This window comes from Amycolatopsis palatopharyngis, assembly GCF_003385185.1.
In the GTDB taxonomy this organism is placed as follows: Bacteria; Actinomycetota; Actinomycetes; order Mycobacteriales; family Pseudonocardiaceae; genus Amycolatopsis; species Amycolatopsis palatopharyngis.
In genome coordinates, this window is record NZ_PQHZ01000054.1 from 1 (window position 1) to 24162 (window position 24162).

Here is a 24162-nt window from a genome sequence, read left to right on the forward strand (position 1 = left end):
TTGTGGACGGCGCGGGGGGCGGGGCCCCCCGGGCCCCCACGGTGCGGGCTCGCTCGGCGGGCGTCGGCGCCGGGAGCTCGATCTGCGGGCGTCGGGGGGGGGGGCTCGCTCGGCGAGCGTCGAGGGCGGAGCTCGCTCTGCGAGCGTCGGGGCGTGGCTCGCTCCGCGAGCGGCGGGGCGGGGGGGACGTCTGCCGCCTGCCGGAGGGGTGCCGCTTTATGTTCCCAATGTGGCATTGGGGACGTTCAAGTTCCCCAATGCCACATTGGGGACATGTTCTGCCGGTTAGGTGCAGGCGTTCTTCTTGGTGGATTCCAGGGCGAAGTCGGCTATCTGGTCGTTCTCGTCGAAGGCGAAGCGGTAGCGGGCGTCGGGGCGCCCCGCCACTCGCGCGTGGTAGACCCAGGACATCGGCGGCACCGTCGTCAACGCCGGATACGCGGCGCGCACCTCGGCCAGGCTCGAACCGATGCTGACCCCCTCCGGGGTGTGTGACTTCGCCGTGCCGCCGATCATCACCACACCCTGTGCCGGATCGACGAAAACCCCGCTGCCGACGTTCGTCTGCCCCTCTCCCGGGCGCAGGTGGAACATGTGGCATCGCGTGTCCGCCTGCTTGTCCACGAGCAGTCCCGTGGCCTCCGCCGCCCGCTCCGGCTGGTGCAGCAGGAGTTGCTTGTAGCCGTCCGGACCGAGCGTCCAGGGATCCTCCGCCTGCGCGGTGGCGGTGGCGGTGCCCACCAGGACCAGCGCGACCGACCCGGCGATCAACATCTTCCGCGTGCCCATCGTCCTCAGCTCCCCGACTCGCGGCACCATCGGCGCCTCACTGCAAGGACGCCCCCGCGTGGGACAAGGTTGCTTTCCGACCCAGCTGACACAGACGCGGTGAACGGTTCTCAGGCCCCCCGGGTCGCCACCAGTTCGGTCCAGCACTGGCTGAACTCCCCGCCGCCACCACGTGCCCAGCTCCATGCCGAACGGGCGGCACTGGCCAGCTGCGGGTTCGGGGCGCCCGGTGTCCGCAGTGCCTCGGCCAGCCCCGACTCGACCCGTTCCGCGAGCACCCGGTACTCCAGCCCTGGACGGTGCCGTGACCTCGCCCTGACGTCGCCGAACCCGGCTCGCTCGACGTGCTCCGCGACCCGCCTTCCGGCGAACGGATCCTCACCTCTCGCACGCAGCAACAGGAAATATCCACGCAGGGCGGCGTCGACGTTCGCCGTCCTCGGCCGGAGCTTGGCCCGACTCCAGTCCGATGTGGATAGTGCGAGGGTGCCTCCCGGGCGGAGCACCCGGAACAGTTCGGCCAGCAGGTCTCCCGGATCCTTCGTCCGCTCGATCAGGGCGTGCGCGAACACCACATCGAAGGCCGTGTCCTGCACAGGAAGCCGGAACGCTGCGCCGGCCGCGAAGTCCACAGTGGAAATTCCGCGCCTGCGCGCGACTCCACCCGCCCGGACGAGCCGCTCCGGTTCGGGGTCGACCCCGAGTACCTGGACCGGATGGACAGCCGTACCGAAACCCAGCGTGACCGCGCCGAGCCCGCATCCTACGTCGAGCACCCGCATCCCCGGCCGCAGCAACGGCAGCACGAAACCCGCGTCACCCGGCACGTCACCATCCAGCACCCTGGTAACCCTACGGAAGTGGCAGGATCGTGGGGTGACCACGCAGCCAGTTACCCAGTACCCGCCCGCCCTGGTCCCCCAGCACCTTTTCGACGACTCAGCCGCGGAGGCCCGCTGGCGTGCACGTTTCCACGCCGCCCGCATGTCGGCGCCCGAATGGGCACTCGACGCCGCGGAGGCCAACCTCTACGTCTCCAACGTCAGCGGGGTCTGGGAGGTCTACGCCTGGAACCGGACCACAGACGAGCACCGCAAGGTCACCGACCGGCCGAACGGCACGTTGCACTCCACGCTCTCGCCGGACGGCACGTGGATCTGGTGGTTCAACGACACCGACGGGGACGAGTTCGGCTCCTGGGTGCGCCAGCCCTTCACCGGCCCCGGCGAACCCGAGCCCGCGATCGCCGACGTCCCCGACGGCTACCCCGCCGGACTCGAGATCGGGCACGAACTCATCGCCATCGGCGTCTCCACCGACGAGGGCAGTGCGCTGTACGCCCACTCCGCCGGTAAGACGACCCGCTTCTACAGCACCGACGACGACGCATCGATCTCCGCGCTGTCCCGCGACGAACGTCTGCTCGCCATCTCGCACTCCGAGCACGGTGACTCCCGGCACCCGGCGGTCCGCGTGCTCACGGCCACGGACTTCAGCACCGTCGTGGACAAGTGGGACGGCGAGGGCAAGGGCCTCGCCGCGCTGGAGTTCTCCCCGGTGCACGGCGACTCCCGGCTGCTCGTACTGCACGAGCGCAGGGGTCGTGAGGAGTTGCTGATCTGGGACGTCGACGCCGATGCCGAGACCGAACTGGATCTCGGCCTGCCCGGCGAGGTCGTCGCGACCTGGTACCCGGACGCCAGCGCGCTGCTCGTGGTGCACTTCCACCAGGGGCGCAGTTCACTGCATCGCTACGACCTCGCCACCGGCGCGCTGAGCGCGCTGGACACCCCACCGGGCCGGATCGGCGGTGCGGGGGTGCGCCCGGACGGGACGGTCGAGTACTCCTGGTCCAGCGCGGCCACTCCGCCGCTGATCCGCGCGCGGGCCCCGGAGGGCGAGGACCGGGTACTGCTGCAGCCTCCCGGCGAACCCGCCCCTGGATCTGCGCCGGTGACCGACGCCTTCGTCGAGGGCGCCGGTGGGCAGATTCACGCGTTGGTGTCCCGCCCAGAAGGCGCTCCCGACGGCCCGCTGCCGACGCTGTTCAGCCTCCATGGCGGGCCGCACGCGGCGGACGAGGACCGCTTCTCCGCCTATCGCGCCGTTTGGCTGGACGCGGGCTTCGCGGTGGTGGAGGTGAACTACCGCGGCTCGACCGGCTACGGCTCCACCTGGCGCGATGCCATCGAGGGCAGGCCGGGATTGACCGAGCTCGAGGACGTCGCCGCCTTACACGACTGGGCGGTGAACAGCGGCCTCGCCGATCCGGAACGCTGCGTGGTCAACGGCGCGTCCTGGGGCGGTTACCTCAGCCTGCTGGCGCTGGGTACGCAGCCGGACCGGTGGGCAGGCGGGGTGGCAGGCGTGCCCGTCGCCGACTACGTCGCGGCCTACGAGGACGAGATGGAGCAGTTGCGCTCGTTCGACCGGGCGTTGTTCGGCGGTACTCCCGAGGACATTCCCGCCGTCTACGACGAGTGCTCGCCGATCACCTACGTGGAGGCGGTCAAGGCGCCCGTGCTCGTCCTCGCGGGGGACAACGACCCGCGATGCCCGATCCGGCAGATCGAGAACTACCTGAACCGTCTGGCCGCACGGAAGGTGCCGTTCGAGTTCTACCGCTACGACGCGGGCCACGGCTCACTCGTCATCGCGGAGACGGTCAACCAGGTGGCGATCGAGGTCTACTTCGCCCAGCGTGCCGTCGGCCTGCGCTGAACATCCGGGCCGAACGCGCTACACGGCCACTCCGGGGCATTGCCTCCTGAGTGGCCGTGGTGGCGCGGGCGTGCTGCTGGGCGTGGTGGCTGGGCGAGCCGATCAGGCCTGCTGGGCCTGCCACATCCAGTGCGCCTGCTCCAGCTTGTCGGTGAGTTCGATGAGCAGGTCCTGGGTCACCAGGTCGCTCTTGTCCGTATCGTCGATACGCTTGCGCAGCCGCTGGATCAGATCGGCCAGGATGTCCACGATCGCGGAGACGGTCGCGTCGTCGGACTGCCAGTTGTCCGGGTATTCGGGCAGTCCGGAACTCTCCACCACGGTCTTCGACTTGCCGTTCGGTGAGACACCGATGGCGTTGGCGCGCTCGGCCACCTCGTCGGTGTAAGTGCGCGCGACGCTGACGAGCTCGTCGAGCTGGAGGTGAACGCTGCGGAAGTTCTTACCGACGACGTTCCAGTGGGCCTGCTTGGCGATCAGTGAAAGGTCGATCAGGTCGACCAGCGTGGCCTGCAGGACGTTTCCGGTGACTTCCTTGTCGCTTTCGTTCAGCGGGCTCTTGATCGGCGAGTTGGCCATCTTGCGCGTCCTCTCGAGTAGTGGTGGCCGGCGTCTTGTTCGGTTCAGGTGGTCGCGCTGACCTCGACTCGGATGTTTCCCCTGGTGGCGTTGGAGTAGGGGCACACCTGGTGGGCCTGGGCGACCAGCTCGTCGGCCTTGCCCTGTTCCATCCCGGGCAACACCGAGTTCAACGCCACGGTGAGGGCGAATCTGCCCGCCTCGGTCTTCCCGATTCCGACTCGCGCCGAGACACTCGACCCATCGACGTCCACGCCGGCCTGCTTCGCCACCTGGCGCAACGCGCCGTGGAAACACGCCGCGTATCCGGCGGCGAACAGCTGCTCGGGATTGGTGAACTCACCACCCGGCCCACCCATCTCCTGCGGGACCGCGAGTTTCTCGTCGATCTGACCGTCCGACGAGGTGACCTCGCCGTTGCGTCCGTCGCCACGCGCGGTCGCCTCGGCGGTGTACATCGCTTCGGCCATGCTGGGCGTTCCTCCCCTGCTTCCGTCGGGCAGCACTTGATCCCGGACTACCCAGAAGCCTGGGGTGTGAATCACCGCAGGTTCAGGACTGCCGCGTTCGGGCGAATTCGACGACCTGCCTGCCGATCAGCCGGAGGGTCTCCACGACGCGCTCCTCGGAAGCGCCACCGGCCTCGTCGAACTTGACCTCGGCGCTGTTCACCGCCCCGCCGAGCGGAGTCGGCCAGCCACGAAGTGCGTGGGTGATCGTGCGCAGCTGATCCAGCGTCGTGACCGCCGCCTGCCAGCCGTGCGCCACGGCGACCAGCCCAACGCCCCTGCCGTGCAGATACGGCCGCTCGTCAGGGCGCAGGTCCTCGACGTAGTCCAGCGCGTTCTTCACCAGGCCGGACAGAGCTCCGTGGTAGCCGGGGGAGACGACGATCAGCCCGTCGGCCGCGCGCACCGCCTCCACCAGTTCGGACGCCTCCGCCGATCGCTCGGGCACCATGACGTCGTAGAACGGCAGGGCGAGCTTGGCCCCGGTGAAAGCCGATGTGTTCGCGCCCATCTCCGCCGCACCGGCCAGCGCGATACTCAGTGCCCGTTCCGACTGCGAACCGTCCCTGAGTGAGCCACCGATACCGAGCACATTGATCGTGGAGGAAGAAGTCACCCCCCGAGGCTAGACCCTCCAGTTAGGTTGAGGGCCACGCCAGGAGACGGAGTTCTCGCTCACATCTGGCCCCGAAACTTACTCACGGGTAACCTCTGTGGCATACGTCCGCCACAGGAGGAACACATGTCGATACCGCTCCCGATCCGGGCGCAGGCCGCCGCCGCCCAGCTGCTCTACGCGCTTCCCCGGCCGCTGCGCAGGCTCATCGCTGGCGGGCCGATCCGGCTGGACGGGCAGGAACTCGCACTCGACGCCCAGCTCCTGCTGCGCATGCAACAACTCTCCGGCACGCAACTCGCCAAGGCGGACGTTGCCGCGTCCCGGGCCGAACTCGCCCTCAGCAGGCACCTGGTGAGCGGAAAACCGATCGAACCGGTCGGCACCAGCGAGATCTCGATTCCGGCGCCACACGGCACCATCCCGGCGACGCTCTACACGCCCGAAGGGCTGGACTCGCCGTCCGGGCTGCTGGTCTTCTACCACGGCGGCGGCTGGGTGATCGGCAACCGCGAGAGCCACGACAACACGGCCCGGTTCCTGGCGGACCGCGCGGGTGTGCGTGTCCTGTCGGTCGAGTACCGCCTGGCCCCGGAGGCCCCTTTTCCCGCGGCGCCGGACGACGCTCTCGCGGCTTTCGACTACGCATACGCGAAGGCGGGCGAACTCGGGGCGGACCCGGCCCGGATCGCCGTGGGCGGCGACAGTGCCGGCGGCAACCTGGCAGCCGTCGTGGCACAGGAAGCCACCCACAGAGGCGGCCCAGCGCCCGCCTTCCAGCTGCTGTTCTACCCGGCTGTCGACGCGAGCGTGCGGCGGCGTTCCAGGGAGTTGTTCGGTAACGGCTTCTTCCTCACCGACGAGAACATGACCTGGTTCCTCGACCACTACGCCCCGGAGGGGATCGATCGCACCGACCCGCGTATGTCGCCCTTACTGACCGAGGACCTGACCGGCCTGCCGCCCGCATACATCGCCACCGCGGGCTTCGACCCGCTGCGCGACGAGGGCGAGACCTACGCTGAGCGGCTCGCGGAGGCCGGCGTGCCGGTGGCGTTGAGCAGGCATGCCGACCTGATCCACGGCTACGTGAACTTCCTCGGTATCGGCAGGCGCTTCACCGAGGCGACCGCCGAAGCCGCGGGCGCCCTCCGCGTCGGCCTCAGCCGGCGCGGACCCGGCTGAGGGCAGCGGCAGGGAACGCCGAAGCCGGGATCCGGCACACGAAGTTGATCGCGCCGGATCCCGGCCCCGCCCCGGTGATCGTTCGCTCCGCTAGGGCGCCGGAACTGGAATCGGAGGCACGGGCAGCGGGCCGAGCAGGCTGATCAGCAAGTTGGACAGCGTCTGCAGCAGGCTCTGCAGGAGCCCGTTCAACATGGTGAGGGGATCCGGCAGCGGCGGCAGTCCTGGTGGAGCGGGCACCTGCCGGGGTGCGGTGGCCGGGTCGGCGAGCACCCGGGCGTTCTCATCACGCTGGGTCTGGGCTTCGCCCGCGGTTTCCCGCGCCTCGGCCTGAATGACGTATGCCTCACCCGAGGAGAGGTCTCCCAGCAGCGGTTCGAGCCGCCTCAGCGCGTCCTTCGTGGAACTGACATCCCCGGCATACGCGGCCTCGGCCAGGCGGTCGCGCAACTCCAGCACAAGAGCGCCCGCGGCCTCTGTCCCCGACGTGCCCTTGCCGTTGTCCACGACGCTCGCCGACGCCATACCCGCCGCTGAAACCACCAGCATTGCACCGACAGCTATCGCGGCGATCGAGCGGGCGAATCTGCTTTTCATCCCTACCTCCCGGCCTCCGGAAAAACTCCAGCGGCTTCAATCGATAGCAAGCGCGCCAAAGAAGCACCAGCCGTACACCGGCAAGGACGAATTACCCTACTCACGTGGTGGATCCGAGATCGATTGGGCGAAATCACAAAGGATGAAGCAGGATCGGGCTTACGGGGTTAACGGGCACGAAAAAAACCGGCAGAGCGTCACTCAACGTCCGCCGATCACTCCGCGACACTCGCCACTAACCCACAAGAATGCAGTCGTGGTTCTCACCAGCGGATCACCCACCCAGCTCGCGTGTCCCGGCTGTTGACCCGGCGGAATCCGGCGCGGCGGTGGCTGCGCCGGATTCCGCCTCTCCGCTGGAAAGGCGACCGGAACCTACTCAGGGCACCGGGACCTCCGGAACCGGCACCGGCAGCGCGGGCGCGGATCCGAGCAGCCCGCTGATCAGGCTGGTCAGCGTGGCCAGCAGCGTCTGCAGCAGATCACTCACCATCGATAGCGGATCTGGCAGCGGCGGCAATCCCGGCACCGACGGGACCTGCCGCGGGGTGGTCGAAGGATCGGCGAGGACCCGCGAGGTCTCACTGCGGTAGCCCTGGGCCGTTCCTGCCGTCTCCTGCGCCTCCGCCTGGATGGCGTAGACCTGACCTGCGGAAAGATCGCCGAGCAGTGGGTCGAGCCGCTTCAGTGCGTCCTTCGTGGACTTGACGTCACCCGCATAAGCCACCTTGGTGAGATGGTCACGCAGCTCCAGTACCTGTGCGCCTGCCGCCTCGGTGCTGGACGTGCCCTTGCCACCCACCGTGCCCGCTGACGCCATCCCGCCCGTGACCATCAGCAACAAACTGCCCACGGCCACCGCGGCGATCGAACGCACAATTTTTCCGTTCATTCCGTACCTCCGGCCCATTGAAAAACAAGACCTAACGGCTTCAATCGGTACCAATCGTGCGGTGGGTTGACCAGCCGAAAATTCCGCGGAACGGATTTCAAACCATCACGTGCCGAATTCACCCGATCGCGATCTGCCCGCAACGGATGATCAAGTAACTCTTGATTTCGAGCTGAAGCACCCCAGCCGAGTGACTAGAAGTGACGGGCAGTTATCACCCCACCCGATCAAACAGCGATCGCACTCGAATGGGCGCACTAGTACATTTGTGGCTCCGGTTCCCCCATTCGGGCCGCGTGTCGCACGGTCTCCCTCTCGACCGTCCAACATTGGGTCCAGTAAGAAACCCGATCGCAGCAGCGGACTCACCCACATCAGCTAGACAGTGTTCGAGAAGGGCTACTCAGCACGCCGATTCGGTGCTCCAGCAGGGCGTCCACCGGACAGGCAGCGGCCCCGGTACGCGAACGCACCGGGGCCGCCTACCTCGTGGTGGGAGAGTTGCGCTGGGAGAGTTACTGCCCGAACGCCTGGGCGACCCTGTCGCCGACACCCTTGTCCACATTGCGCCAGTACTCGAAGACGCGATCCAGCACGGGCTGGGAGACGTTGTTGCTGGCGTGTCCGACGATGTTGTTCACCAGACGCTCACGTGCGGCATCGTCCATCACCTCGCGCACCAGTGTTCCCGGCTGGCCGTAGTCGTCGTCCTCGGCGTGCAGCGTGTAGGCCGTACGCAACACCTCACCGGTAGCGCCGTAGGCGGACGCCGCCTCGCCGGCCAACGCCGCGTCCGCGTGTGGGCCGCCGTAGGAGTTCGGTGCGTACACCGGGTCGCCCGGGTTGCTGTAGCGCATCGCGCCGTCCTTGGAGTAGCTGTTCACCTCGGACTTCGCGGCGTTCACCGGGAGCTGGGTGTAGTTCGGGCCGATCCGGTAGCGGTGCGCGTCCGGGTAGGCGAACAGCCTGCCCAGCAGCATCTTGTCCGGGGACGGACCGATGCCGGGGACGAGGTTGGCCGGCTCGAACGCGGCCTGCTCGATCTCGGCGAAGTAGTTCGACGGGTTGCGGTTCAGCGTGTACTTGCCGACCTTGATCAGCGGGTAGTCGCCGTGCGGCCACACCTTGGTCAGGTCGAACGGGTTGAACCGGTAATCCGCGGCCTCGTCGTGCGGCATGACCTGGACGTACAGGGTCCAGCTCGGGTGCTCACCGGCCTTGATGCTGTTGTACAGGTCGGCGAGGTGGTGGTCCCGGTCGGACCCGGCCAGCGCGTCGCCCTCCTCCTGGGTGAGGAACTCGATGCCCTGGTCGGTCTTGAAGTGATACTTGACCCAGAACTTCTCGCCTGCCGCGTTCTCCCACAGGTAGGTGTGCGAGCCGTAGCCGTTCATATGCCGCCAGGTCTTGGGCAGGCCGCGGTCACCCATCAGCCAGGTCACCTGGTGCGCCGACTCGGGTCGCAGCGTCCAGAAATCCCACTGCATGTCGTGGTCGTGCAGGTGGTTGTCGGCCCGGCGCTTCTGCGAGTGGATGAAGTCCGGGAACTTGATCGGGTCGCGGATGAAGAAGACCGGCGTGTTGTTGCCGACGATGTCGTAGTTGCCTTCGGAGGTGTAGAACTTCACCGCGAAACCGCGCGGGTCGCGCACGGTGTCGGGGAAGCCGAGCTCACCGGCGACCGTGGAGAAGCGGATCAGGCTGTCGGTACGGGCGCCCTTCTGGAAGACGGCCGCCCTGGTGAACTGGCTGACGTCCTCGGTCACCTCAAGGAAGCCGAACGCACCGCCACCCTTCGCGTGCACCACGCGCTCCGGCACCCGCTCGCGGTTGAACTGGGCGTTCTTCTCGATGAGGTAGTGGTCCTGCAGCAGGATCGGGCCGTTGGCACCCAGGGTCAGCGAATCGTTGTCGCTGGCTACTGGAATGCCCACGTTGTTGGTGGTCGGCTTGGTCACGCCGGTCCCTCCTGGTCGTGGTGGACGGATGCGGCCGGAGTCCCGGCCGCCGCACAGTCGTTGTTCGAAGTGCAATCAGGGCACAGTCCCCAGAAGACAACCTCCGCCTCCTCGACCACGAAGCCCGCCGCGGAGGAGGGTTCGAGGCAGGGGGCGGCGCCGTGGACGCAGTCGACGTCCTCGGTGCGTCCGCACCCCCGGCAGACCAGGTGATGGTGGTTGTCCCCGGTTCGTGTCTCGAACCGGGCCGGATGACCGGCCGGTTCGATGCGCCGCACCAGACTGGCCTTCGCGTAGGCACCGAGTACGTCGTAGACGGCCTGGGTGGACACCGAGCCGAGTCGCTGCCTGATCCCGGTCGCGACCTGATCGGCCGTGGTGTGGGGATGGTCGGTGAGCCACTCGAGCACAGCGACCCGCGGCGCGGTGATCCGGAGACCGGCCGCGCGTAGACGGTCCACTGTGGGGGTGCCCTGCACGGGGCTGTCCTGGTGAGGCATGGCTCCTACAGCCTGCCGTGTTTTCTGGAATCAGTCAAGAAAACGACCCGGATCGAGGCGGTGGCGTCTCTGCTTCCGCGAATAATGCCTCGACCTCGCCACCCCGGCCACTCACGATGAGGAGATGGGTGACCGATGGGGCGATGCGGGCCCGCCGGCGGAGGCGTACAGCCGGGTCAGCGACCCGGACCGCTATGCGCGGCCGCACCCGGCCGCCCGTGACCTGTTGGACGAACTGGCGCGACGGTTCCTGGTGACGAGGGAAACGGCCACCGAAAGCGACCCCCACGGTGGCGGATCCGCACCGGTCGTCCGGCTGGCGCCTGCCGACCCGGCGGCCTCCACACTGACAGTGGTGTTCACCTCGTTCCCCGGTCTGCTCGTCCGCATGGGCCTCACCGAAACGCTGCAGCTGCCGGCCTGCGGTTGCGACGCGTGCGACGAGACCACCGAGGAGTGCGCCGAACTGCTACGAGAGCGCATCGATGCCGTTACCGAGGGCACCTTCGGGGGGCGGCTCGTCCATGACGGCAGCTGGTGGCACGAACACTGGTACCACACTCGCGATGGCGGCGGCAGCTCGCGGGACAGGATCGACAGAGTGCGGCTGCGGGCGTTACGCGCCGAGATGCCCGGTGACGAGCAGCGCTGGGCACCCTGGCCGCAACGGTGACGCGCTTCCTGTTCGGAATGCGAGCAGGGCAACACCGGAAATAAGTTGCACGGTCGTACCAACTCGCGGTTTCCTGGAACTCGTGTCGTTGCAGCCGTATCGCCGTGTCCTGGCAATTCCCGGAATGCCGACCGCGACGCTGCTGATGCTGGTGGCCCGGCTGCCGATGACCGCGATGGGCATCACCCTGACCCTGCACGTGGTCAGCGAACTCGGCCGCGGGTACGGCGCGGCAGGTCTCGTCGGTACCGCCACCACTGTGGGCACAGCGATGGGTGCCCCGCTGGTCGGCCGGATGATCGACCGCTACGGCCTGCGGCCCGTTGTCGCGGTGTGTGGCACGGCATCGACCCTGTACTGGCTGGCCACCCCGCACCTGTCATACGCGGTGTTGCTGGCGGTTGCCCTGCCTGCCGGGATTCTCATCGTGCCCGCCTCGTCGATCTCCCGGCAGATCATCTCGGCGAAGGTGCCGCCACCGGCGAGGCGAACAGCCTTCGCCATGGACACGATCTCGATCGAGGCATCGTTCATGGTCGGGCCCGCGGCCGGCATCCTCATCAGCACCCGACTGTCCTCGACCGTCGCGCTCACCGGGATCGGTATCGCGTTCGGGCTGGTCGCCGTCGCGTTGTACGTGCTGAACCCGCCGATCCGGGGTGTCGCGGAGTCCGCCCCCGCGCGCGGTTCGCGGCCACCGATTCGGACCTGGCTCACCGGGAGGATGGCCGCCACGCTGCTGATCGCCTGCGGCGCGCTGTTCGTCCTGATCGGCACCGAACTCGCGGCGCTGGCCGCGCTGCGGGACAACGGCGAGGTCGCCTGGACGGGAGTGGTCATCGCCGTCATGTGCGTCGCTTCGCTGACGGGTGGCCTGGTGCACGGCGCGGTCCACCGCTCACTGCCACAACTCCCACTGATGGTGTTGCTCGCGGTACTGGTGATTCCGGTGGGTCTGTTCGATCAGCCGTGGTGGTTGCTGGCGCTGGCCCTGATTCCGATGAACCTCGTCTGCGCTCCCACACTCTCGGCGACCACCGAGGCGGTAAGCGAACTCGCGCCGCCAGGAGTGCGGGGTGAGGCGATGGGGCTACAGGACTCCGCGACGCGGATCGGCATGGCGCTCGGTGCCCCTGCCGTCGGTTTCGTGATGGACCACTCCTCGGCCGCATGGGGGTTCGCCGCGGCCGGCATCGGAGGGCTCGCACTGGCCGCCGTCGGCGGAATGTTCAAGTACCGGGACCGCAGGCTCGCACTTTCCCGGGAAAGTGCGAGCCTGGTGAGCACCAGCTGAACTTCAGAGGCAGACCTGCCGCAGGCGTTCGATGTTCTCGGTGTTGCGGCGCACCCAGTCGCTGATGTTGCCGAGGCCTTCGGCCTGCTTACGCTCGAGTTCCACATAGCCGTCGGCCATGTCGAGCAGGGTCTCCCGCACGTTCGCGTCGGCCGCGTTGTTGCCCAGTTCCTGCAGCCGCTTGGCCTTCTCCTCGGCCTGTTCCCGCACCTGCTGCGGATCGAGCGACTCCGGATTGAAGCTGGTCGCGATACCGAGCGCCTCGGTGCACGCCCCCGCCTTGCTCGCGGCTCCGTCGGCCTTCTCCACCGCGGAGTTGATCTCGTCGGTGCAGCCTGCCAACGGCAACACCGCTGCCAGTGCGGCGCCGCCAACCACCTGTCGTACCCACATTCGCCCTGTCATTCCCCCAACCTACCGGTGGTGGGCTCAACCCTTGACGCAGACGACCTGCTTGAGGTGCGCGACGACCTCCACCAGATCGGTCTGCGCCGCGATCACCGAATCGATGTCCTTGTAGGCAGCGGGGATCTCGTCCACCACACCGGTGTCCTTGCGGCACTCGACTCCGCTGGTCTGTGCCGCGAGATCGGCTGCGCTGAACATCTTCTTCGCCTTCGTCCGCGACATCCGCCGTCCCGCGCCGTGCGCGGCGGACTGGAACGAGGTGTCGTTACCCAGCCCGCGCACGATGTAGGACCCCGTGCCCATGCTCCCCGGGATGATGCCGAGCTCACCGGAACCGGCCCGGATCGCACCCTTGCGGGTCACCAGCACGTCCACGCCGTCGTAGGTCTCCTCGGCGACGTAGTTGTGGTGGCAAGAGATGGCGTCGTCGAACCGCACACCGGGCACCGTGTCGGCGAGGGCCTGCTTGACCAGCGCGACCATGGTCGCGCGGTTGCGCGCGGCGTAATCCTGCGCCCAGAACAGGTCCCTGCGGTAGGCCGCCATCTCGGGCGTGCCCGCGACGAACACCGCGAGATCGCGGTCCGGCAGGTCGGCGTTGTGCGGCAGCTTCCGCGCGACGGACATGTGCCGCTCGGCCAGTTCCTTGCCGATGTTGCGCGAACCCGAGTGCAGCATCAGCCAGACCCGGCCCTCGTCAGCGCCGCCCTGCTCGAGACAGACCTCGATGAAGTGGTTACCGCCACCGAGGCTGCCGACCTGGGTCGCCGCGCGCTCCCGCAACTCCTGCACACCTGGGTGCAGGTCACCGAACGCGGCCCAGAACCTGTCCCAGCCGCCGACACCGTGCACCCTCGCTGGGTTCACCGGCGTCTTGTGCCTGCCGAACCCGACCGGCACGCGCGACTCGATCCGCCTGCGCAACACTCCGAGGTCATCGGGCAGGCCGGTCGCGGTCAGGGAGGTTCGTACCGCGCTCATGCCACAACCGATGTCCACCCCGACGGCGGCGGGTGAGACGGCGTCGCGCATCGCGATGACACTGCCGACCGTCGCGCCCTTGCCGTAGTGCACGTCCGGCATCACCGCGACTCCGTGTACCCAGGGCAGGTTCGCGACGTTCCTGAGCTGGTTCATCGCGGACTCCTCGACCGAGGCCGGATCCGTCCACATGCGAATAGGTACTCGTGCGCCCTCGACGGCGGTATGCATGTCCATTCCCCTCTTTGCGGCGAACACGAAGAGTGCTACCCGCCCGTCCCGGAATCAACCGGATTAACGAGGGTCGAACGCAGACAGGGCCACCCCGCGTCGAAAACGGGATGGCCCTGACGGCACGAGAATCAGGCAGATTGGGCGATCAGTTCCGCGATCTGCACGGTGTTCAACGCCGCACCCTTGCGCAGGTTGTCACCCGTGACGAACAGTGCGAGCCCGCGACCGTCCGGCACGCCGGGATCCTGCCGGATCCGGCCCACATAGCTGACATCCTTGCCAGCGGCCTCCAGGGGCGTCGGGACCTCCGACAGCTCCACACCGGAAGCAGAGGACAACAGTTCGGTCGCCCGCTCGACACTCAGCGGCCGGTCGAACTCGACGTTGATCGAAAGCGCGTGGCCGGTGAACACCGGAACACGCACACAGGTACCGGACACCAGGAGTTCCGGAATGTCGAGGATCTTGCGGCTCTCGTTGCGGAGCTTCTGTTCCTCATCCGTCTCGAAAGTTCCGTCATCCACAATGGAGCCGGCCATCGGGAGGACGTTGAACGCGATCGGGCGAACGTACTTCGCGGGCTCACCGAGTTCCACGGCCGAACCGTCGTGCGTGAGTTCGGGACCACGGTCACCCGCCGCCTTGACCTGGCTGGCCAGTTCCTCCACGCCGGACAGGCCACTGCCGGAAACGGCCTGGTAGCTGCTGGCCACCATCCGCACCAGCTTGGCCTCGTCGTGCAACGGCTTGAGCACCGGCATGGCCGCCATGGTCGTGCAGTTGGGGTTGGCGATGATCCCCTTGCGTGCGTCCTTGACCGCCTGCGGGTTCACCTCGCTGACCACCAGCGGGACGTCGGGATCAAGCCGCCACGCGGAGGAGTTGTCGATCACGGTCACGCCGGCCTCGGCGAACCTGGGCGCCTGCGCCTTCGATGTCGACCCGCCCGCGGAGAACAGCGCGATGTCCAGACCGCTCGGATCGGCCGTCTCGGCGTCCTCGACCAGCACGTCCTCGCCCTTGAACGGCAGGGTCTTACCCGCCGACCGTGCCGATGCGAAGAACCGGATCTGCGCGATCGGGAAATCGCGCTCCTCGAGCAGGCGGCGCATCACCGCTCCGACCTGGCCGGTCGCGCCGACCACTCCTACTCGCAGTCCATTGGCTGCCATCAGCGACCACTCCCCGCGTAGACGACGGCTTCTTCGTCGCCGCCGAGTTCGAACGCCTCGTGGATCGCGCGCACGGCGTCGTCCACCTGCGCGTCCCGGATGAGTACCGAGATGCGGATCTCCGAGGTGTTGATGATCTCGATGTTCACCCCGGTCTTGGCCAGCGCCTCGCAGAACGACGCGGTCACGCCAGGATGTGAACGCATCCCGGCACCAACCAGGGACACCTTGCCGACGTGGTCGTCGTAGAGCACCGCGGTGAAGTCGAGCTCCGCCTTGATCTTCTCCAGTTCGCCGACCGCCTTCGGCCCGTTCGCCCTGGAAAGGGTGAACGTGATGTCCGTGCGGCCGGAGCTGGTGTTGGAGATGTTCTGCAGCACCATGTCGATGTCGATCTCGGCATCGGCGACCACGCGGAAGATGCGCGCCGCGGCACCCGCGGTGTCCGGCACGCCCGTCACGGTGATCTTGGCTTCGGACCGGTCGTGCGCCACACCGGTGATCAACGCCTGTTCCACGGGGATCTCCTCAATCGAGCCGGTAACCGTCGTGCCCGGCTTGTCGCTATAGGAAGAACGGACACGGATCGGCACGCCGTAGCGGCGTGCGTACTCGACACAACGCAGCATCAGGACCTTCGCCCCGCTCGCCGCGAGTTCGAGCATCTCCTCGTACGGGACGGTGTCGAGCTTGCGCGCGTCCGGCACGATCCGCGGGTCCGCGGTGTACACCCCGTCGACGTCGGAGTAGATCTCGCACACGTCGGCGTTCAGCGCCGCGGCCAGCGCCACCGCGGTGGCGTCCGAACCACCGCGACCGAGAGTTGTGATGTCCTTTGTGTCCTGCGAGACACCCTGGAAACCCGCTACTAGCGCGATATATCCCTGCTCGAGAGCTTCGCTGACCCGGCTCGGCGAGACGTCGATGATGCGCGCGTTGCCGTGTACCGACGTGGTGACGACACCTGCCTGGGAACCGGTGAACGACCAGGCTTCCGCGCCCTGCGCCGAGATCGCCATCGCGACCAGCGCGTTGGAGATGCGCTCACCGGCGGTGAGCAGCATGTCCATCTCGCGCTCCGGCGGGACCGGGTTCACCTGCTCCGCGAGATCGAGCAGCTCGTCGGTGGTGTCACCCATCGCCGAGCAGACAACGACCACATCGTTACCGGCCTTCTTGGTGGCCACGATCCGCTCGGCCACCCGCTTGATCCGGTCAGCGCTCTCCAGCGACGAACCGCCGTACTTCTGGACTACGAGCGCCACTGGCCCGAACCTCCTCGCCGGGGCAGCGGCCATTCCACCTCGTGCGGACAACCGCAAACCCCGCATGTTTTGTCCGACTCTGACCCAGCAGCCTACCGGGGAGGGTGCGGCAGACCACCCTTCGCTGTGGCGCCGGCCACTTCCGAAGGATGGAATCATGCGTTCCATGGACAAGTTCGCGGAAACGAGTACCGCAGTGCACGACCTCATCGCGAGGCGGTGGAGCCCCCGCGCCTTCGACCCGGACTCGGAGGTCAGCGACGCGCAGTTGCGCGCGATGCTGGAGGCCGCCCGCTGGGCCCCGTCCTGCGGCAACACCCAGCCGACGCGGTATCTGGTCGGCAGGCGCTCGGACGAGACCTTCAAGCGGATATTCGCCACACTCACCCGGGGAAACCAGTCGTGGACGCATCGCGCCGGGGTGCTGCTGGTCGGCCTCACCCTCACCAGGAACGAGAAGGGTGAGATGCCTTACCCCGACTACGGTGTGGCCCTCGCCACCCAGAATCTCGTGCTGCAGGCGGTGGCCGAAGGACTCGTGGCACACCAGATGGCCGGGTTCGACGCCGACGCGGTGCGCCGTGAGTTCAGCCTGCCGGACGAGGTGCGCCCGGTCGTCGCCATCGCGGTCGGCGCGCAGGCCGACCCCGGACTGCTGGGCGACGAGCGCAGCATCGAGCGAGAGCGCGCCCCGCGCAGCAGGCTGCCGCTGTCGGAGTTCGCCTTCACCGGAGAGTGGGGCTCAGCGGTGTTCGAGTAGGACCTACAGCGAGGAGCCACCCACGCGGCGGATGATCTTGGCGAGTACGGCGGAGACGATCAGCCAGAAGATCGCGGCGATGCCGTAGTTGATCAGTACGCGCAGCTTCTCGTCATCGGGAGTGAAGAGGTCGTTGAACCCGAGGGACAGCGAATCCGACCAGCTGGTGACGAACGAGACGATGCCGTTGTCCGGGTTGGCGTCACCGATCACGAAGATGACGTGGAGCACCAGGATCGCGGCGAAAACCAGGCCGATCCAGCGCACTACGGATGCGAGTAGCCCGACCGTCCGATCCTTGGCGCGACGCCAGCGCATTCGCTCTGCCGCCGCTCTCCGCTCGGACTCCTCGTCGGCGGCCCTGCGCTCCGCGAATGTCGGCGCGGACTGCGCAGACTGCGAGGACGGCGAGGACGCTGCCGCAGGCATCGCCTGCGTCGGGGCCTCGTCGTCACTGCGGGCCTTGTCGTTGTCGGTCCTCTCGGCATGCTCAGCCATGGTGGAAGTCTCGCATGTGCTCACCCGAAACGCTACCTGTCAGTAACCCGGCGGGCGGCGTCTCACATAACGGTTTGATCGCATCCTGGCTTTCCTTTTCCGAGCGGCCGTGGTTAGAGTGAAGTTGTGGCACGTGCTCTCCTGCTTCGCTGCCGCGACGGGGCCTGATCGGACCGGCTCCCCGTCGCGGGGCTCTGTGGTGTTCACCAACGCCGTGCCGCCGGTCGCCAGCCGACCCGATCACCGAGCAGGAGCTTCATCAGCATGAGCACGCCCCAGCCAGCCCAGCCGCGCAGCGCGTCCGCCAGCCGTATCCGGACGCCGTCCCGGCCTGCCCCCGCCGACCAGCCCGCGTGGAACACCCAGCGCGGCTCGTCGATGCCGGTACACCGCTACCGCCCCTGGTTCGACCTGGTCGAGGACATCGACCTGCCCGACCGCACCTGGCCAGCCAAGCGCATCGAGCGCGCGCCCCTGTGGTGTGCCGTCGACCTGCGCGACGGCAACCAGGCGCTCATTGATCCGATGTCGCCCGCGCGCAAGCGCAAGTTCTTCGACCTGCTGGTGAAGATGGGCTACAAGGAGATCGAGGTCGGCTTCCCCGCCGCGAGCCAGACGGACTTCGACTTCGTGCGGGAGATCATCGAGGAGGACGCGATCCCCGATGACGTGCGGATCCAGGTGCTCACCCAGTGCCGCCCCGAGCTGATCGAGCGTACGTTCCAGTCCCTGGAGGGCGCGGCCCGCGCGATCGTGCACATCTACAACTCGACGTCGATCCTGCAGCGCAGGGTCGTGTTCCGCGAGGAGCGCGAGGGCATCAAGAAGATCGCACTGCAGGGTGCGGAACTGGCCGCCGAGTACGCGGCGAAATACTCCGACACCGACTTCCGGTTCCAGTACTCCCCGGAGTCCTACACCGGCACCGAGCTGTCCTACGCCGCCGAGGTCTGCAACGCCGTCACCGACATCTGGCAGCCGACTCCCGCACGGCCGGTGATCCTGAACCTGCCCGCCACCGTCGAGATGGCGACCCCGAACGTCTACGCCGACTCGATCGAGTGGATGAACCGCAACCTGGAGCGGCGCGACGGCGTGATCCTCTCGCTGCACCCGCACAACGACCGGGGCACCGGCATCGCGGCCGCGGAGCTGGGTTACCAGGCAGGCGCGGACCGGATCGAGGGCTGCCTGTTCGGCAACGGCGAGCGCACCGGCAACGTCGACCTGGTCGCGCTGGGCATGAACCTGTTCAGCCAGGGCATCGACCCGCAGATCGATTTCTCCGATATGGACGAGATCAAGCGGACCGTCGAGTACTGCAACCAGCTGCCGGTTCCCGAGCGCAGCCCGTGGGGCGGCGACCTGGTGTTCACCGCTTTCTCCGGCAGCCACCAGGACGCGATCAACAAGGGCTTCGACGCGCTGCGGCGCGAGGCCGAGCGCGCGGGCGTGCCGATGGACGAGCACCCATGGGAGGTCCCCTACCTGCCGATCGACCCGAAGGACGTCGGCCGTACCTACGAGGCCGTCATCCGGGTGAACTCCCAGTCCGGCAAGGGTGGCATCGCCTACATCATGAAGAGCGAGCACCAGCTGGACCTGCCGCGCAGGTTGCAGATCGAGTTCTCCCAGCTGATCCAGCGGCATACCGACACCGCGGGCGGCGAGGTCGACCCCACGACGATGTGGAACGCGTTCTCCGCCGAGTACCTGGAGCCGAGGACGCCGCTGGAGCTGGTGCGCCAGCACGTGACCGACAACGGCGGCGGCGAGTACGAGATCGCGGCCACCGTGCGGGTGGAAGGCGACGAGAACGAGATCACCGGCCGGGGCAACGGCCCCATCGCGGCGTTCTTCGACGCGCTGTCCACAGTGGGCTACGACCTGCGGCTGCTGGACTACAGCGAGCACACCCTCACCCCAGGCGACGACGCGAAGGCGGCCTCGTACATCGAGTGCGCCATCGGCGACACCGTCTACTGGGGAATCGGCATCGACCCGTCGATCGTCACGGCGTCCCTGCGCGCCGTAGTCTCCGCGGTCAACCGCTCCCACCGCTAACCCACCCGAGCTGCCAGCCCCAGGCCCGAGTTGGCAGATCCCGGGCCCGAGTTGGCACATCCCGGGCCCGAGTTGGCACATCCGGGGGCCGAGTTGGCACATCCGGGGGCCGAGTTGGCACATCCCGGGGGGCCGACAGGTTCCCTGACGTAGTCGGCTTGCCCCGGAACTGCCAACTCGGCCACCGAAACTGCAAAGTCGGCCACGGAATCTGCAAAGTCAGGTGTGGGCGGCTAGGGCGGTGGCCAGGATCTGGTCGGCGAAGCTGTGGGTCAGGGGCTGGGTGCGGAGCATCCAGCGGTAGAAGATGGGGCCGTAGAGGGCGTCGGGGAGCGCGTCGATATCGGCGGCCGGACTGAGCTGGCCAGCGCGGACGGCGTTGCGCAGGCGGTCCTTGGTCAGCTCCAGTTGCGGACGCAAGATGTGCTCGACCACCTTCTCCGCCAGTTCGTCGTCGTGCATCGACTCCACCATGATCGTGCGCTGCGCCGCGGAACGCCGCTCGTCGCGGAGTTCGTCCACGATCGCGTGCAGCACCAGGCGTAGGTCCGCGGCCAGATCCCCGGTGTCGGGCAACCCGCCCGAATCGGCGGCCTGCTCTCCCGCATGTAGTGCCGCGTCGAACACGACCGCGCTCTTCGACGGCCACCAGCGGTAGATGGTCTGCTTGCCCACCCCCGCCTTCGCGGCGATCCCCTCGATCGTCATCGCGAGAAAGCCCTCGTCGAGCAGGAGGTCGTAGGCAGCCTCCAGGATCGCCACCCTGGCCCGCTCACTGCGCCGGGCCGCTGATGGGGCTCGTCGTTCCGTCATCTGACTCTTCCTCTCGCGAGACGCGGCGTCTTGACAGCACTTCGTTCATCCGAGACGATACGTCTCGTACGAACCCACGATCGAAAGGCCTCCCTTCGTGCCGATCTCCGAAAACCGGCTCTGGTTCGTCACCGGCGCGAGCCGCGGTCTTGGCAGAGCCTTCGCCGAAGCGGCACTGCGCAGCGGAGATCAGGTCGTGGCCACGGTGCGCCGGGCCGACGCCCTCACCGATCTCGCGTACGAGTGGGGTGACCGGCTGATCCGTCGCGAACTCGACGTCACCGACCGGGCAGCCGTAACCGAGCTCGTCGACGACGTCGCCGACACCGTCGGCACACCGGACATCGTCGTCAACAACGCGGGTTACGGCCTCGTCGGCGCGACCGAGGAAATCTCCGAGGCCGAGGCTCGCGCACAGTTCGACACCAACTTCTTCGGCGCGCTCTGGGTGACCCAGGCGGTGCTCCCGCACCTGCGCACCGCAGGCCAGGGCCGGATCGTGCAGGTCTCCAGCGTGGGGGCGGTCGGCGCGATGGAGTTCTTCGGCCTGTACAACGCGACCAAATGGGCGCTCGAAGGCTTCAGCGTGGCCCTCGCCCAGGAAGTCGCTCCACACGGGATCGGCGTACACCTCCTCGAACTCGGCGGCTTCGCAACCGACTGGTTCGGCAGGAGCATGCGTTTCGCCGAGGAGAACGGGGCATACGACGAACTGCGCGAAGGCATCTTCGCCGCACCGCGCTATCCGGACCTGAGTGACGCGAACCCGGCCGAGCAGGGCGAGGACGCGACCGACGCGCCGCCATCCATCGCGGCCGAGAGCCTGCTCGAACTGCTGGAACTGACGGACCCGCCGCTTCGCTGGGTCGCCGGACCCGGCGCGAAGGACATGGTGCGGATGGCCCTGGAGGCCCGGCGGGACGACTACGAGAAGGATCCGGGATTCACCTGGCCCTCCGGAAGCACAAGTACGGAGACCACGGCATGATCGGAGGATGCGCGCGGAACGTCTGGTAGCTCTGCTGTTCACCCTGCAGCGCAAGCGCAGCGCCACTGCCGCCGAACTGGCCGAGGAACTCGGCGTTTCGGAACGCACGATGCACCGCGACATCGCCGCGCTCCAGGGCGCCGGAGTTCCACTGTGGACCGAGCCGGGACGACACGGTGGCGTACGTCTCGTGGAAGGCTGGCGCAGCAGGCTGGACGGACTGACGTCCCGGGAAGCGGTGGCGATCTTCGCGATGGGCGTTCCCCGCGCGCTCACCGAACTCGGCCTCGGTACGGCTGTCGCGGCTGCGCACGCCAAGGTGTCGGCGACCCTGCCCGCACCGCTACGCGAGCAGGCACAGGAGGTGGCGCAACGCTTTCACCTCGACGCACCCGGCTGGTTTCGCAAGCAGGACACCGATGGGGACACCGGTGCTCTCGCGACGGTTGCAGGGGCGGTGTGGTCTCAGCGGCGTCTGCGCATCACCTATCGCAGAGGCGAGCAATCCGTCGAACGCGAGGTCGATCCGTTAGGCCTCGTACTGAAAGCGGGCGTTTGGTATCTGGTCGCACTGGTTGCGGACGCGGACACGATTCGCACGTACCGGGTCGCGCGGATCAGCGCCGCCGGCGAAACCGCCGAGCACTTCGACCGGCCAACCGACTTCGACCTAGCCAGTTGGTGGCAGCAGTCCTCAACGCAGTTCGAGCGGACACTGTTCCACGACCGTGTGCGATTGCGGCTGAGCCCGGCAGGCATGCGCATGCTGACCGGTTTCATCGATGCCGAGGTCGCGTTGGCAGCACTGGAGAGTTCCGCCGCACCGGATACGGACGGCTGGACCGAAGTGGACCTCCGAATGGAGCGGCAGGACATCGCGCTGTCCCAGTTGCTCGGGTTCGGCGGCGAGGTGGAGATCCTCGAACCCGCGCGGTTGCGGGCCGCCTTCGCCGAAACGGCAAGGGCGATGGCAGCCCGCAACAGTTAGACCTCAGCGGTAGCCGGTGGGATCCGCCGGTTTGCCCGCGTCGGCGACCTCCACAATGTACTTCCAGCCCACCGGCCTGCTGCCGTCCACGTCGGTGAATCCGTACTCCAAAGCCATCTGTTCGCTGGACAGGGTCTGCCCGGTGAATCGCGCCGCAGCCGGATCCGCGGCGAGCACCGTGACCCCTCGACCGACGTAGGCAGGAGATTCGGAGATGCAGAAATGGGGCACCTTCTCCAGCGCGTCCCGCCAGTTCTCTTCCGTGACACCGAACTCGTCCAGCATCGCCTCCGACCGCAACCAGCCCGGTGTTATGGCCACAGCCGTGCACTCGTGCGGCGCCAGGTCGTCGGCCAGAGCCAGCGCGAGATTGTGCGCGGCGGCCTTCGCGACGTAGAACGGCAGCGACGTGCCCTTGCGGTATTTCGCGTTGTACTCGGCTGTGCCGTCGGTCATCTCCACCACTAGCCCACCTGGCCTGCGCACCAGCAACGGAAGCAGGAAGTGATTCGTGATGATGTGCGCGTCGATACCCAGCCGGATCATCCGCAGGCTGCCGTCCAACGACTGTTCCCACACCGGCTTGCCCCAGTCGAGGTAGCCATCGCCGCCCCACAGGCCGTCGACCAGGATGTCGAGCCGGCCCTGCTCGCTGTCGATGCGCTCGGCGAGCGTGCGCACCTGCTCCGGATCCAAGTGATCCACCCGGATCGCGACGCCGTCACCGCCCGCCTCGGCGACAAGTTCGGCAGTGTCCTCGATGGTCTCCAGCCGATTCACCTCGGACCGCTGCTCCCGGGTGGTTCGCCCGGTGACGTACACCTTCGCGCCCGCCCTGCCGAGTTCGATCGCGATCGCCCGGCTCGCACCCCGTGTACCACCGGCCACCAGCGCCACCTTGCCCTGAAGCTTCCCGCTCATCGTGCTCCCGTCCGTCGGTGTGACCTTCACGTGACCACTGTCGCGGCGAACCTCGCCAACTCCTGTCATGGTTTCGCCCGCACAGCTGAGGGATCTCTCAGCGGGGAAGGGGGCCGCGGATTCTTTTTCGGATGTTCCGCGTTATCTCTCATGTGGACGTCTACACGGCCGGGATGCTGGCCCTGTTCGTGATCGCGCTGGTGCCGCTGCTGCCCACCGAGGTGGCACTGATCGGTATGGGCGTGGCAGCGGCACAGCAGGAGTGGTCACTGGTCCCTGTGGTGCTGGTGGCCGCGGCCGGCTGCCTGCTCAGCGACCAGTTCCTGTACACACTCGCCCGGCACGGCGGGCCGTCGGTGGTGGACCGCCTCGGCAACCGGCGCGGGGTGCGGACCGGTCTGGACTGGCTGACCCGGCAGTCCGAGTCACACGCCAGGCCGATGCTGATCATCGCTCGCTGGCTGCCCTCCGGGGGAACCGTCGGAGCCCTGCTGGCCGGATCACTGCGCTGGCCGCCGCGGACGTTCCTCACGGCCTCCGCGATCGGGGTCACGCTGTGGTCGGGCTACACGGCTCTGCTCGGCTACCTCGGCGGGCAGCTCGTCCAGGAACCCGGGCTGAGCCTGCTCCTGTCCCTCGGCGTCGCACTCCTGCTCGGCGCGATCATCAGCCTCGCCCTGCGCGCGCGAATGGGTACGCCCGCGTAACGCACTTTCCCGGGAAAGTGCGAGGGGGCAAGCCCGCGACCAGGGGCGGG

Annotated in this window: 25 protein-coding genes; 9 read left to right on the plus strand and 16 right to left on the minus strand. The window is 67.8% G+C overall.

All coding sequences use genetic code 11. The annotated features are described in order from the left end of the window. Positions 1–285: 285 nt before the first annotated feature. Together D0C15_RS28320 and D0C15_RS28325 are read right to left on the minus strand one after the other, a co-directional pair. Positions 286–789: a hypothetical protein gene (locus tag D0C15_RS28320; protein WP_116051183.1), complete on the minus strand. Its 504-nt coding sequence runs from the start codon at positions 787–789 to the stop codon at positions 286–288. Positions 790–899: 110 nt separating this feature from the next. Further along, positions 900–1631, minus strand: coding sequence for a class I SAM-dependent methyltransferase (locus D0C15_RS28325; RefSeq protein ID WP_245976333.1), 732 nt, complete (start codon positions 1629–1631; stop codon positions 900–902). 34 nt (positions 1632–1665) lie between these two features. On the opposite strand from D0C15_RS28325, the gene D0C15_RS28330 reads away from it, so the two are divergent. Further along, on the plus strand, positions 1666–3510 hold the full coding sequence (locus tag D0C15_RS28330) for a S9 family peptidase (RefSeq protein WP_116051185.1): 1845 nt from the start codon (positions 1666–1668) through the stop codon (positions 3508–3510). A gap of 102 nt (positions 3511–3612) precedes the next feature. Here D0C15_RS28330 and D0C15_RS28335 read toward each other — a convergent pair whose 3' ends face one another. The 3 genes from D0C15_RS28335 to D0C15_RS28345 form a co-directional block, all read right to left on the minus strand. After that, entirely contained in the window at positions 3613–4089 is a 477-nt protein-coding gene (locus D0C15_RS28335; RefSeq protein WP_116051186.1) for a Dps family protein, read from the minus strand. A 44-nt stretch (positions 4090–4133) separates the two neighbouring features. Next, on the minus strand, positions 4134–4559 hold the full coding sequence (locus D0C15_RS28340) for an organic hydroperoxide resistance protein (protein ID WP_116051187.1): 426 nt from the start codon (positions 4557–4559) through the stop codon (positions 4134–4136). Between the two features lie 82 nt (positions 4560–4641). Next, the gene (locus D0C15_RS28345; RefSeq protein ID WP_116051188.1) at positions 4642–5214 is read right to left on the minus strand and encodes an NADPH-dependent FMN reductase; all 573 of its coding nucleotides are present in this window, start codon (positions 5212–5214) and stop codon (positions 4642–4644) included. A 126-nt stretch (positions 5215–5340) separates the two neighbouring features. Here D0C15_RS28345 and D0C15_RS28350 point away from each other — a divergent pair, with 126 nt between their 5' ends. Beyond that, a complete protein-coding gene (locus D0C15_RS28350; protein WP_116051189.1) occupies positions 5341–6399 on the plus strand; it encodes an alpha/beta hydrolase in 1059 nt (352 codons plus the stop codon). Between the two features lie 90 nt (positions 6400–6489). On the opposite strand, the gene D0C15_RS28355 is transcribed toward D0C15_RS28350, so the two are convergent. The 4 genes from D0C15_RS28355 to D0C15_RS28370 form a co-directional block, all read right to left on the minus strand. Beyond that, complete coding sequence (locus D0C15_RS28355) at positions 6490–6996, minus strand: hypothetical protein (RefSeq protein WP_116051190.1); 507 nt, start codon at positions 6994–6996, stop codon at positions 6490–6492. A 379-nt stretch (positions 6997–7375) separates the two neighbouring features. Then, positions 7376–7888 carry a hypothetical protein gene (locus tag D0C15_RS28360; RefSeq protein WP_116051191.1) on the minus strand — a complete coding sequence of 171 codons (513 nt, stop codon included), beginning with the start codon at positions 7886–7888 and terminating at the stop codon, positions 7376–7378. 515 nt (positions 7889–8403) lie between these two features. Next, positions 8404–9846 (minus strand): catalase, encoded by a 1443-nt coding sequence (locus D0C15_RS28365; protein WP_116051192.1) that lies wholly within the window; start codon positions 9844–9846, stop codon positions 8404–8406. After that, positions 9843–10346: a Fur family transcriptional regulator gene (locus D0C15_RS28370; protein ID WP_116051193.1), complete on the minus strand. Its 504-nt coding sequence runs from the start codon at positions 10344–10346 to the stop codon at positions 9843–9845. Before D0C15_RS28370 ends, D0C15_RS28365 begins: the two co-directional genes overlap by 4 nt. 124 nt (positions 10347–10470) lie before the next feature. Here D0C15_RS28370 and D0C15_RS28375 point away from each other — a divergent pair, with 124 nt between their 5' ends. Then, positions 10471–11019, plus strand: coding sequence for a DUF6226 family protein (locus D0C15_RS28375; protein WP_116051194.1), 549 nt, complete (start codon positions 10471–10473; stop codon positions 11017–11019). A gap of 82 nt (positions 11020–11101) precedes the next feature. After that, positions 11102–12313 carry an MFS transporter gene (locus D0C15_RS28380; RefSeq protein ID WP_162830285.1) on the plus strand — a complete coding sequence of 404 codons (1212 nt, stop codon included), beginning with the start codon at positions 11102–11104 and terminating at the stop codon, positions 12311–12313. Between the two features lie 3 nt (positions 12314–12316). On the opposite strand, the gene D0C15_RS28385 is transcribed toward D0C15_RS28380, so the two are convergent. From D0C15_RS28385 to D0C15_RS28400, 4 genes are all read right to left on the minus strand, one after another. Further along, complete coding sequence (locus tag D0C15_RS28385; protein WP_245976338.1) at positions 12317–12718, minus strand: hypothetical protein; 402 nt, start codon at positions 12716–12718, stop codon at positions 12317–12319. Between the two features lie 24 nt (positions 12719–12742). Continuing rightward, complete coding sequence (locus D0C15_RS28390; RefSeq protein WP_116051196.1) at positions 12743–13933, minus strand: RtcB family protein; 1191 nt, start codon at positions 13931–13933, stop codon at positions 12743–12745. Positions 13934–14064: 131 nt separating this feature from the next. Continuing rightward, the gene (locus D0C15_RS28395) at positions 14065–15108 is read right to left on the minus strand and encodes an aspartate-semialdehyde dehydrogenase (protein ID WP_116051197.1); all 1044 of its coding nucleotides are present in this window, start codon (positions 15106–15108) and stop codon (positions 14065–14067) included. Further along, a complete protein-coding gene (locus D0C15_RS28400; protein WP_091678453.1) occupies positions 15108–16373 on the minus strand; it encodes an aspartate kinase in 1266 nt (421 codons plus the stop codon). The genes D0C15_RS28395 and D0C15_RS28400 overlap by 1 nt, the downstream gene beginning before the upstream one ends. A 166-nt stretch (positions 16374–16539) precedes the next feature. On the opposite strand from D0C15_RS28400, the gene D0C15_RS28405 reads away from it, so the two are divergent. Continuing rightward, complete coding sequence (locus tag D0C15_RS28405) at positions 16540–17133, plus strand: nitroreductase family protein (protein WP_116051212.1); 594 nt, start codon at positions 16540–16542, stop codon at positions 17131–17133. A gap of 3 nt (positions 17134–17136) precedes the next feature. Here the strand turns inward: D0C15_RS28405 and D0C15_RS28410 are convergent, their stop codons facing one another. After that, entirely contained in the window at positions 17137–17451 is a 315-nt protein-coding gene (locus D0C15_RS28410; RefSeq protein ID WP_116051213.1) for a hypothetical protein, read from the minus strand. 444 nt (positions 17452–17895) lie between these two features. Here D0C15_RS28410 and leuA point away from each other — a divergent pair, with 444 nt between their 5' ends. Then, on the plus strand, positions 17896–19695 hold the full coding sequence (leuA, locus tag D0C15_RS28415) for a 2-isopropylmalate synthase (RefSeq protein ID WP_116051198.1): 1800 nt from the start codon (positions 17896–17898) through the stop codon (positions 19693–19695). Positions 19696–19914: 219 nt separating this feature from the next. Here the strand turns inward: leuA and D0C15_RS28420 are convergent, their stop codons facing one another. Beyond that, complete coding sequence (locus tag D0C15_RS28420) at positions 19915–20508, minus strand: TetR/AcrR family transcriptional regulator (protein WP_116051199.1); 594 nt, start codon at positions 20506–20508, stop codon at positions 19915–19917. 97 nt (positions 20509–20605) lie between these two features. On the opposite strand from D0C15_RS28420, the gene D0C15_RS28425 reads away from it, so the two are divergent. Both D0C15_RS28425 and D0C15_RS28430 read left to right on the plus strand, forming a co-directional pair. Next, positions 20606–21496: an SDR family NAD(P)-dependent oxidoreductase gene (locus D0C15_RS28425; protein WP_211323353.1), complete on the plus strand. Its 891-nt coding sequence runs from the start codon at positions 20606–20608 to the stop codon at positions 21494–21496. Between the two features lie 7 nt (positions 21497–21503). Further along, the gene (locus tag D0C15_RS28430) at positions 21504–22484 is read left to right on the plus strand and encodes a helix-turn-helix transcriptional regulator (RefSeq protein ID WP_116051200.1); all 981 of its coding nucleotides are present in this window, start codon (positions 21504–21506) and stop codon (positions 22482–22484) included. A gap of 3 nt (positions 22485–22487) precedes the next feature. Here D0C15_RS28430 and D0C15_RS28435 read toward each other — a convergent pair whose 3' ends face one another. After that, positions 22488–23405 carry an SDR family oxidoreductase gene (locus D0C15_RS28435; protein ID WP_116051215.1) on the minus strand — a complete coding sequence of 306 codons (918 nt, stop codon included), beginning with the start codon at positions 23403–23405 and terminating at the stop codon, positions 22488–22490. Positions 23406–23536: 131 nt separating this feature from the next. Here D0C15_RS28435 and D0C15_RS28440 point away from each other — a divergent pair, with 131 nt between their 5' ends. Next, entirely contained in the window at positions 23537–24112 is a 576-nt protein-coding gene (locus tag D0C15_RS28440) for a DedA family protein (protein ID WP_245976339.1), read from the plus strand. The last annotated feature ends 50 nt before the right edge of the window (positions 24113–24162 follow it).

Bases quoted from the DNA above. Each gene is read 5' to 3' on its own strand.
- D0C15_RS28395 (WP_116051197.1), bottom strand. From the start codon at position 15,108: ATGGCAGCCAATGGACTGCGAGTAGGAGTGGTCGGCGCGACCGGCCAG.
- D0C15_RS28340 (WP_116051187.1), bottom strand. From the start codon at position 4,559: ATGGCCGAAGCGATGTACACCGCCGAGGCGACCGCGCGTGGCGACGGA.
- D0C15_RS28390 (WP_116051196.1), bottom strand. From the start codon at position 13,933: ATGCATACCGCCGTCGAGGGCGCACGAGTACCTATTCGCATGTGGACG.
- D0C15_RS28420 (WP_116051199.1), bottom strand. From the start codon at position 20,508: ATGACGGAACGACGAGCCCCATCAGCGGCCCGGCGCAGTGAGCGGGCC.
- D0C15_RS28370 (WP_116051193.1), bottom strand. From the start codon at position 10,346: ATGCCTCACCAGGACAGCCCCGTGCAGGGCACCCCCACAGTGGACCGT.
- D0C15_RS28435 (WP_116051215.1), bottom strand. From the start codon at position 23,405: ATGAGCGGGAAGCTTCAGGGCAAGGTGGCGCTGGTGGCCGGTGGTACA.
- D0C15_RS28350 (WP_116051189.1), top strand. From the start codon at position 5,341: ATGTCGATACCGCTCCCGATCCGGGCGCAGGCCGCCGCCGCCCAGCTG.
- D0C15_RS28375 (WP_116051194.1), top strand. From the start codon at position 10,471: ATGGGTGACCGATGGGGCGATGCGGGCCCGCCGGCGGAGGCGTACAGC.
- D0C15_RS28405 (WP_116051212.1), top strand. From the start codon at position 16,540: ATGGACAAGTTCGCGGAAACGAGTACCGCAGTGCACGACCTCATCGCG.
- D0C15_RS28410 (WP_116051213.1), bottom strand. From the start codon at position 17,451: ATGCGCTGGCGTCGCGCCAAGGATCGGACGGTCGGGCTACTCGCATCC.
- D0C15_RS28385 (WP_245976338.1), bottom strand. From the start codon at position 12,718: ATGACAGGGCGAATGTGGGTACGACAGGTGGTTGGCGGCGCCGCACTG.
- leuA (WP_116051198.1), top strand. From the start codon at position 17,896: ATGAGCACGCCCCAGCCAGCCCAGCCGCGCAGCGCGTCCGCCAGCCGT.
- D0C15_RS28360 (WP_116051191.1), bottom strand. From the start codon at position 7,888: ATGAACGGAAAAATTGTGCGTTCGATCGCCGCGGTGGCCGTGGGCAGT.
- D0C15_RS28355 (WP_116051190.1), bottom strand. From the start codon at position 6,996: ATGAAAAGCAGATTCGCCCGCTCGATCGCCGCGATAGCTGTCGGTGCA.
- D0C15_RS28440 (WP_245976339.1), top strand. From the start codon at position 23,537: ATGTTCCGCGTTATCTCTCATGTGGACGTCTACACGGCCGGGATGCTG.
- D0C15_RS28430 (WP_116051200.1), top strand. From the start codon at position 21,504: ATGCGCGCGGAACGTCTGGTAGCTCTGCTGTTCACCCTGCAGCGCAAG.
- D0C15_RS28320 (WP_116051183.1), bottom strand. From the start codon at position 789: ATGGGCACGCGGAAGATGTTGATCGCCGGGTCGGTCGCGCTGGTCCTG.
- D0C15_RS28335 (WP_116051186.1), bottom strand. From the start codon at position 4,089: ATGGCCAACTCGCCGATCAAGAGCCCGCTGAACGAAAGCGACAAGGAA.